This is a genomic window from Paenibacillus sp. Aloe-11, assembly GCF_000245715.1.
GTDB lineage: Bacteria > Bacillota > Bacilli > Paenibacillales > Paenibacillaceae > Paenibacillus > Paenibacillus kribbensis.
The window spans coordinates 32127-41499 of sequence record NZ_JH601038.1 but is presented as its reverse complement, the minus strand read 5'-3'; the positions used below and the strand labels follow the sequence as shown (position 1 = coordinate 41499).

The 9373-nt window shown below is 49.6% G+C and carries 7 protein-coding genes and 1 pseudogene; 4 read left to right on the top strand and 4 right to left on the bottom strand.

Going from position 1 to position 9373, the window contains the following annotated elements:
• The coding region (locus WG8_RS00575) for an ABC transporter ATP-binding protein (RefSeq protein WP_007428106.1) at positions 1-780 on the bottom strand (780 nt) is incomplete at its 3' end.
• Positions 781-981: 201 nt separating this feature from the next.
• Between WG8_RS00575 and WG8_RS00570 the strand changes: the two genes are divergently transcribed.
• Positions 982-1875: a LysR family transcriptional regulator gene (locus WG8_RS00570; protein ID WP_007428105.1), complete on the top strand. Its 894-nt coding sequence runs from the start codon at positions 982-984 to the stop codon at positions 1873-1875.
• Positions 1876-2003: 128 nt separating this feature from the next.
• Positions 2004-2864 carry a hypothetical protein gene (locus WG8_RS00565; protein ID WP_007428104.1) on the top strand — a complete coding sequence of 287 codons (861 nt, stop codon included), beginning with the start codon at positions 2004-2006 and terminating at the stop codon, positions 2862-2864.
• Between the two features lie 84 nt (positions 2865-2948).
• Here WG8_RS00565 and argS read toward each other — a convergent pair whose 3' ends face one another.
• From argS to WG8_RS00550, 3 genes are all read right to left on the bottom strand, one after another.
• The gene (argS, locus tag WG8_RS00560; protein WP_007428103.1) at positions 2949-4628 is read right to left on the bottom strand and encodes an arginine--tRNA ligase; all 1680 of its coding nucleotides are present in this window, start codon (positions 4626-4628) and stop codon (positions 2949-2951) included.
• Positions 4625-5050 carry a DUF1934 domain-containing protein gene (locus tag WG8_RS00555; RefSeq protein WP_007428102.1) on the bottom strand — a complete coding sequence of 142 codons (426 nt, stop codon included), beginning with the start codon at positions 5048-5050 and terminating at the stop codon, positions 4625-4627. Before WG8_RS00555 ends, argS begins: the two co-directional genes overlap by 4 nt.
• Positions 5051-5223: 173 nt before the next feature.
• Positions 5224-6114, bottom strand: a complete 891-nt coding sequence (locus tag WG8_RS00550) for a LysR family transcriptional regulator (protein ID WP_007428101.1) — start codon at positions 6112-6114, stop codon at positions 5224-5226.
• Positions 6115-6263: 149 nt separating this feature from the next.
• Here WG8_RS00550 and WG8_RS00545 point away from each other — a divergent pair, with 149 nt between their 5' ends.
• Positions 6264-8045: an ABC transporter ATP-binding protein gene (locus WG8_RS00545; RefSeq protein WP_007428100.1), complete on the top strand. Its 1782-nt coding sequence runs from the start codon at positions 6264-6266 to the stop codon at positions 8043-8045.
• Positions 8045-9373: pseudogene (locus WG8_RS00540) on the top strand (ABC transporter ATP-binding protein); the annotation flags it as partial. The gene WG8_RS00545 and the pseudogene WG8_RS00540, both read left to right, overlap by 1 nt.

The following is a 9373-nucleotide window of genomic DNA, read 5'->3' as shown; positions in this document are numbered from 1 at the left end:
GAGCATCCGTTCCGGCTCCAGCCAGTTCGATTTGCCGATAAACCTCGCCACCTCTGGATGAGCTGGACGACCATAGATGTCCTCCGGCGTTCCCGTCTGTAATATATGCCCGTTTTTCATGACGACCACCTCATCAGACATCGACATAGCCTCGACTTGATCATGGGTGACGTACAAGGCGGTCAGACCCAGATCGCGCACCAGCGACAGCATTTCAATGCGCATTTCTTCCCGCAACACCGCATCCAATGCACTGAGTGGCTCATCGAACAGTACGAGCCGGGGCCGATTGGCAACGGCGCGGGCAAAAGCGACCCGCTGCTGCTGACCACCAGACAGCTGGTGAGGATACCGATCCTCCATCCCCGACAGTCTGACCTTGTCGAGCGCCTCCAAGACAGCTGTTCGCAGCTCGTTGCCGCGTCCGCGACTGGACCGTTTCGCCTGTTTGCCTGCACGCAGGCCGAAGGCCACATTTTCAAATACCGTCATATGCGGCCACAGCGCGAAGTCCTGAAATACCATGCCGAAATGACGAAGATGTGCAGGCACGTCCTTTTTACGTTCAGCCGAAAACAGAATTTCCTCCCCCAACGTGACCGTGCCACTATCTGGTGTCTCCAGCCCGGCGATCATGCGCAGAAGCGTTGTTTTCCCGCAGCCGGACGGACCGAGCAGTGTTGTGAATTTTCCCCGCCGCACAAGCAGATTGGTCTCGTACAATGCGGTCATATGACCGAAGGTTTTACTCAACCCTTGAATATATAGATCCTGATTCATCGCATTACCCGCCTGTTCTTCTGACTGACCCCAGTGTAAAGCTTGAATTCGCCGCCTGTGTTATTGGAAAGTTAAAACAAAATTAATTATTTCAATGAATTGTGTTAATACTCATAGATTTAATCTATATAGAGGGGATTGATACCGTGGCACCAAAGGCAAGCATAAGTTTCCAACCAATCAGAAAGTGGGGCATCCCAAGTGAATTTGAGTCTTCTGAAGCTGCACATTGTAGAGTTGCTGGATAAGCACCATAAAATTACTACCGTGGCCGAGCTTCTCGGTCTGAAACAACCAACCGTTACCTTTCATATGAAAAATCTGGAGCGCGAATTCGGTGTAAAGCTGTTTGACACAAGGATGGGCAAGATCATCCTGACGGATGCCGGTCATGCGCTGCTCCACTATGCCGCCAAGATCAACGCACTCGCTGCCGAGGCGAAGCGGGTCGTCTGCGAATTCGACACGCTCCAGCGGGGAAGCATTCGAATTGGAGCAAGCTACGTCCCCGCTACCTATGTGCTTCCTGTTGTGTTGCACCGTTTTGCCCGTGAGCATCCGGGGATCAACATCTCCTTGTCAGTGAAAACGGCTCCGGTGATCAAGGACATGCTCGCTCGCCACGAAATTGACCTGGGTGTTATCTCGGCAGAGCCATTTCAAACGCCAACACTGGTGCCGGAGCCCTTGAGCGAGGATGAATTGGTACTCATCTGCGCACCCGGCCACCCGCTCGCAAGCGAAGTCGGGCTTACGCCCGAGCGTATTGCTTCTTCCTCCTTCGTGCTGCACGGCAAAGATTCCAGCACACGGCACATGACCGACAAATGGCTGGAGCATGGCGGACGTCGTCTTCCCTCCTATTTGGAGCTGGATTCGCTTGAAGCGATCAAACAGGCGGTCATGCTGGGAGAACACGTCTCCTTCGTCTCCCGCATTGCCGTACAGTCGGAGGTTGAACGCGGGCTGCTGGTGATCCGGCCTATTCCGGGTCACCGTGTTGAAAGGTACATCTATATGGTCAGCAACCAAGATCGCCACCGTTCGGCACTGATTCGCCGCTTCGCTGAATATTTGTCATCGAACCAAGATTAAATCTTACCCGTCATATAGAAATTATGTTATTTTTTTACCGGAGTCCCCCCTTGCCTTGACATACGACTGACAATGAGCCCGTAAAGTGTAGCGTGTACCTACTATTCGGACGAAGAGGAGAGGATAGAATGAAAACGGGTCTTCGTTTTACAAAAGTATTGTCGGTCTTAACCTTGAGCGCAGCACTGCTCATAACGGGATGGAAGGGGGCCGAGCCTGTACAGGCCGCCGCCAATGCCACTCCAAGCTATGAGGTAAAGCTGCTGCTGGATACAACTCAGGTTCTCAACGCAGATGGCTCTTTGAAAGGCAGCGTAGTAAATGAGTTCCAAATTAACGATGAGGCGCAAAGATTGAGCGTAGAGTATTTCGATACCGATCAGCTTCAATTGAACGGCGAGGGCTGGAACGTCAGATTTCGTAAAAAAGAGGATAAAAAGAATTATGAATTAACCTACAAGAAGCGGTACACAGTAACGAACGGAGATATCGACTCGGCTCTCACTAAAGCCAATAAAGAAGGTTTTAGCGCATCCGACGATAACTATGATGCTGAGGTGGATTGGGGTTATAGCAAACAGACACTGAGCTTTTCCAATGATAAAAAAACGAACGCTTCCAAAGGATTAACTCTTCCTTCCCCGGATCAGGCGTTAAAGCAACTATTGGACAATCTTCCAGGCAAGCTGCAAAACTGGAAATCCAGCAACTGGGGCAAGAAAGCTCTGGCAGACTCCAGAGTACGCGGTCCGGTACAGGTCAGCAAATATGAAGGCATCTTCCAAGGATTGGATACCGACGTTGAAGTCTGGCCTATCCGTAGTGCGAACGGGTCCGGTACGGATACCATCATCGAAATTTCTTTTAAAACCTCGGACTACAGCACTGCCGCCAGCAACCGCACCAAGCTAATCAACTTGCTGCAATCCAAGGGATGGCTGGTTCCTGCCGATTCCCTGAAAACGAATCTGGTGCTGGAACGGTACTAAGCCAAGTCGCTTCCATATAAAAAGGAACTGCACGTGCCACCCTGTTCAGGGTGATACGGACGGTTCCTTTTATCGTTACGGCATTTACATACGTTCCGGCGCAGACACACCCATCAGCTTCAGTACGTTGGCAATGGTAGTGCGCACCGCGCCAAACAGCGCCAAGCGAGCTTGCGTCTGAGCAGCATCCTCGGTGATAACGCGCTCTGCCTTATAGTAGCTGTGGAATAGTGAAGCCAGCTCGTAGACATAGCGAATCATACGGTGCGGCGCAAAGTTCGCAGCTGCTACAGCCACTTCTTCCGGCAGCTCGCCGATTTTGCGCAACAGGTCATATTCATGCTCAGCCGTCAGCTTGGACAGGTCTACCTCTGCCAGTGGCAGTACAGCAATGCCCTGCTCCTCGGCCTGACGATATACGCTACACGCACGTGCGTGAGCATATTGCACGTAGAATACCGGATTTTCATTGGAGGTAGAAATCGCCAAATCCATATCAAAATCCAGATGCGAATCCATGCTGCGCATCGTGAAGAAGTAACGGATCGCATCTACGCCTACTTCTTCCATCAGATCTTCCATCGTCACGGCCTTGCCGGTACGTTTGGACATTTTCACCTTTTCCCCGTTTTGGAACAGGCTGACCATTTGAGCAATCAGCACTTTAAGCTTATCCGGGTCATTCCCCAGCGCTTCCATAGCTGCCTTCATCCGTGGAATGTAGCCATGGTGATCGGCGCCCCAGATATTGATGATCGTGTCATAACCACGAGCATATTTGTCGCTGTGGTAAGCGATATCCGGAGTCAGGTATGTGTAGGTGCCGTCATTTTTGATCAAAACGCGATCTTTATCGTCGCCGTATTTGGTCGTATTCAGCCACGTAGCTCCGTCTTTCTCGTAGATTTCATCACGGTCACGAAGTTCGTTCAGCGATTTGAGCACTTCGCCGTTGTCGTACAGTGATGTTTCGCTGAACCAGGAGTCAAACGGTACACGGAATCGTTCCAGGTCACGCTTGATCTTGTTCAGTTCCTTTTTCAGACCATATTCACGGAAATAAGCGGCGCGGTCCCCGGGCTCCATGGACAGCAGAGCATCACCCTTCTCGGCTACCAGCTCTTTGGCAAACCCGATGATATCCTCACCATGGTAACCGTCCTCCGGCATCTCCGCAGGCTGCCCCAGCTCCTGCAAATAACGAGCTTCAATGGAACGGCTCATGTTGTAAATCTGGTTACCCGCATCATTAATGTAGTATTCACGAGTAACCTGATATCCGGCATAATCAAGCACGTTGCAAAGAGCATCCCCAACTGCTGCGCCACGCGCATGGCCCAGGTGGAGGCTGCCTGTCGGGTTCGCGCTGACAAATTCGATTTGAACCTTTTTGCCTGCACCTGCCTGCACACGTCCGTAATCTGCTCCCTGCTCTTGTACTTGTTGAATAATTGTATACAGGTAGCTCTTGTTCAGGCGAAAGTTGATAAAGCCAGGTCCGGCAATTTCTGCACTCTCAATAGAAGCGGCAGCCAAATCCATATTTGCGATCAGCTCTTCAGCAATTTGACGCGGATTTTTTTTCGCAATACGGGTAAGCTGCATCGCCGCGTTGGTAGCCAAATCACCATGTGATTTGTCCTTTGGCACCTCCAGCGTAATGGTCGGCAGCTCTTCGCGGCTCACGATTCCGGCAGCCAGGATCGCGGCCTCGATTGCCGAGGTCACCTTTTGATTAATAAGTTCCAGTGGATTGCTTGTCATGATTGTTGCTCCTCCTGTATATGCAAACTGATGGCAAAATGCCCCGAGAAATCCTCAAATACGTACAAATCATAGGTCCAGCTCACATATCCGGTAAATCCATCCATCCGAATATCAAGCTTCTGCGTATGCGCAGACATGTTCAGGCTCAAATAAGGTGATCGGTAAAATCCCGGCAATCTGCGCCCCAGCGCAAATGACTGCTCCGACTGCACCTCACCGTGACGGATCAGTTTAAGTTCATCAGGTCCGATTTTGACCGTGTTCCGTATCGTTCCCCCCTGAGGGCTCTCTGCCGGCTCATCGTACCTTATATATAGATGCTTCCCACGCACGATGGCTTCTCCGGAAAGCTCCTGAACCACATCTTCCCCATCATGATGACTATGAAGACGGATTTGGACCTTCGCATTGTGTGGCATGTGTTCAAAACTCCATTCTATCGCTATCCTACTGTACTACTATATCCAGTTCCCGTTTGCAATTCAAATGAGATTTTACAAAAAGATGCTTTCATACATAAGAAAAACGTCTATCGACGTACTTTCACGGAAGCCAGACCGCGTTTAGCGGGAGTTTTTCTTAAAAAAATCAGCTACCGCAGGTTGTCCTCATCGGATGCCCGGCTAAAACTTTCGATAAATCGCGAAGCCAGGGATGACATGTATTTATCCTTGAGCCACACAGCCGCTACACGAGTATGCAATTCTTCGCACATAATTTCCTTCACGATTAACTGGTTGTTGCTGCCCAGTGACAACGCAGATCGCGAAATCATGCCGATACCCAGCCCTTCATTAGCCCAGTGAAGCGTGGTGCGAGCATCATCGTTTTTGCAAAAAAAGTTCGGCTCAAAGCCATACTTCATGCAGGTATCGTGGATCAATTGCTCAAAGCGGCGGTATACAATTAACGGCCTGTTCTTCAACTCTGACAATGTGATGGTCTTCTGATCAGGGTTCCAGTCGTGCTCTTCTGTCATTACCGCGACCATTGGCTCGGAGGCTGCATATCTGCAGCCCAGATCGGTGGTGTTGAACGGTGTTCTGACAATACCAACCTCTACAATTCCCTTATTCAAAAGGTCGAGGATCATGAACGTATTTCCCTCATGAATTTCAAATTTTACACCCGCATAGTTTTTATGGAATTCGGACAGCCTGTCCTTCATCAGGGCTGCCCCGGAGGAGGAGACGGTTCCAATCGTAAGGGTGCCCTTCATGCCCATGGCAACATCATTGATTTCTCTTGTCGTAGCCTCTGTCAGCTCCAAAATCTGCTTGGCCCTATTCTGCAAAATAATGCCCGCCTCCGTCAGGTGAAGGCTTCGTGGACCTCGATGCACGAGTTTCACACCAAGCTCCTCCTCTAGCTGCATGAGCTGCTGACTTAAGGGAGGCTGGGCCATTTTCAGCTTTTTCGCTGCTGCCGTAATTTGTCCGGCTTCTGCAATCGCCAGAAAATATTTCAGATGTCTCAATTCCATCCTGAACCTCCGGTACTGATATATGTAATACATATACCTCTAATATATATTAAATATTATTCATATAGGTTGGGATATGCCATAATCAATTCAGTTATCGCGTTGGGTCAACAGGCTTTATATATTATTTAGGTTAGGTGATGGTTTATTTGCTGAAATTCGCTGTTTTTTTAAAGCCTTATAAAAAGGAAAGCATCCTTGGGCCCCTGTTCAAGCTCGTTGAGGCCATCTTGGAACTATTGCTGCCTACCATGGTTGCTCTCATGATTAATCATGGCGTTGGCAAAGAAGATACCCATTATGTGTGGCAGATGGGTCTTTTGATGTTGCTTATGACCATATTGGGCTTCGGCAGCTCAATGGTGTGTCAGTTTTATGCAGCCCGGGCCTCTCAGGGCTTTGGTACGACGCTGCGCAATACGATGTTCCAGCACATTTCTTCGCTTTCTTATGCGGATCTCGATAAGTTTGGTACGCCTTCGCTTATTAATCGAATTACAAACGATGTTAATCAGCTCCAGACGGCAGTGGCGATGCTGATTCGTCTGGTTATTCGCGCTCCCTTTATTTGTATCGGAGCTATCATTATGTCGATGATCCTGGACTTCCGTCTGGCTTTGGTGCTGTTGGCGGCTACGCCGATCCTGGGTTTGATTTTATATCTGGTCATTACGAAGGCTTCGCCGCTCTACCGCTTATATCAGACAAAGCTGGATAAAATCGCTTTGGTGCTAAGCGAAAATCTGACCGGAGTACGGGTCATACGGGCCTTTGCCAAAAGAGGAACTGAACGAGTAAAGTTCACTACAGCCTCCGATGATCTGACCCAGACGGCCATTCGTGTCGGTCGTATTTCCGCTTTGCTGAGTCCGACCACCTTGCTGGTGGTTAACGGAGCCATTATTACAATCCTGTGGATCGGGGGCATCCATATCCAATACGGATCTCTTTCACAAGGGGAGATTATAGCTTTTATTAATTATATCACGCAGATTTTACTGGCTCTGATTGTGGTGACCAATTTAATTATTTTGTTCACCAAGGCCGCCACCTCAGCAGCACGGATTCAGGAGGTACTGGATACGCAGGCTTCCATCTCCGATGCTGTCACATCTGGAGGTCAGCCAGCTCCAGTGTCTGCTCAACACAGAGATGAAGCAGACAGTCGCGTATCCCCACAAGACACCGTACCAGCTATCTCTTTTGACCATGTTTCCTTTGGCTACAATACAACAGGTCAAATGGCGCTAAGCGATGTAGACGTGGATATCTATCCGGGTGAAACGGTCGGCATCATTGGAGGAACAGGCTCGGGAAAATCTACATTTGTGAACCTCATTCCCCGATTCTATGATGTGGTGGAAGGCAGTATACGGGTCGATGGAATCGATGTCCGGGATTACAAGCTTAAGCAGTTGCGGCAAAAGATCGGGATTGTCCCGCAGAAGGCACTGCTGTTCACCGGCACCATAGCGGATAATATCCGCTGGGGCAATGAACACGCCACCGATGAAGAAGTGGCGCGGGCGGCCGCCATTGCTCAAGCGGAGGAGTTCATTTCCAGCTTACCTGAAAAATACGATGCCCCGATTACCCGAGGTGGTCTTAATCTGTCGGGTGGCCAAAAGCAGCGACTTACGATTGCAAGAGCTATTGTCGGGAATCCGCAAATTCTCATTTTGGATGATTCCTCAAGCGCACTTGATTTTGCAACCGACGCCGCCCTGCGTCAATCGCTACGGGACCATAGCACCCATATGACGGTCCTGCTGGTCTCGCAACGAGTAAGTAGCGTGCAGCATGCCGATAAAATTATTGTATTTGATGAAGGACGGATTGCCGGCATCGGCACACATGACCAGTTGATGAGCAGCTCGGATGTATATAAGGAAATTAATCGTTCCCAGCTCTCAACGCAGGAGGTAGACTAATGAGCGGCAAGGAAACGTGGAAAAGACTGTTAACCTATGTGAATCAATATAAGAATACAGCATTCGGGGTCGTCGTCTGTGCGATTATCAGTGTGCTTGCCAGTCTGGTCGGTCCCTATATGATTGGTCGGGCCATCGACCATATGGTGGGTCAGGGAGTCGTGGATTTTAAAGGTGTCGCACAAATTCTAGCCGGATTGGGCATTGTATATGCCATAGGCAGTTTGTTTAGCTGGCTGCTCACGTATTTGACGAACCGGATTGCTTTTCAGACGGTAAATGATATGCGGCGGGAGTTATTTGATCATTTTAACATCCTTCCGCTAAGCTTCCATGACAATCACCCTCAAGGAGACAGCATTAGCCGATTTGTGAACGATATGGATGCTGTGTCAGATGGATTGTTACAAGGTTTCTCTACCTTGATTACCGGAATTGTTACCATCATAGGCTCCATTGTGCTCATGTTGTATATCAGTCCCATGATGACGCTGGTGGTACTTGTATCAGCCCCCGTCACATATGGCGTGGCCAGATTCATTACCACAAGATCCCAACGCATGTTTCGCGAACAGGCTAAAATTTTAGGAAGCCTGAACGGCTACGTGGAGGAAATGATCGGCGGACAGCGGGTGGTGACCGCCTTTCATTATGAAAACCGCACGTTCGAGGAGTTTTCCGCCAAAAACGAGCAATTGTATCAAGCTGGGGTAAAATCACAATTCTATGGATCATTATCGAACCCCTCCACCCGATTGGTAAACAACATGACTTTTTCCGTTACCGCGATGATTGGCTGTATATCCATCATTTTGGGTGTGATCTCGGTAGGCGGGTTGTCGAGCTTTCTGATTTATACGAATTTGTTCGCCAAGCCCTTTAATGAAATTACGGGTGTGCTTACCCAGTTCCAATCGGCTACAGCTTCCGCTCAGCGCATATTTGCCATCCTGGACTCGCCGCCAGAGCAGCCGGAAAAATCAAACGCAGTGCAACTGGAGCGCAGCAAAGGTACGATTGTTTTTGATCATGTCAAATTCTCCTATAACCCGGAACGTACGCTCATTACGGACTTTAGCCTGGAAGTTAAGCCGGGTACCCGGGTCGCGATTGTTGGTCAGACCGGGGCAGGCAAAACGACACTCGTCAACCTGCTCATGCGGTTTTATGATGTGGACAGCGGCTCCATATCCATCGACGGAGTGAATATCAACGACATGTCCCGGGACAGCCTGCGGACGAATTTTGGCATGGTGCTTCAGGATACATGGCTGTTCAGCGGCACCATTCGGGACAATATCGCCTACGGAAAGCCGGAAGCCACAGAA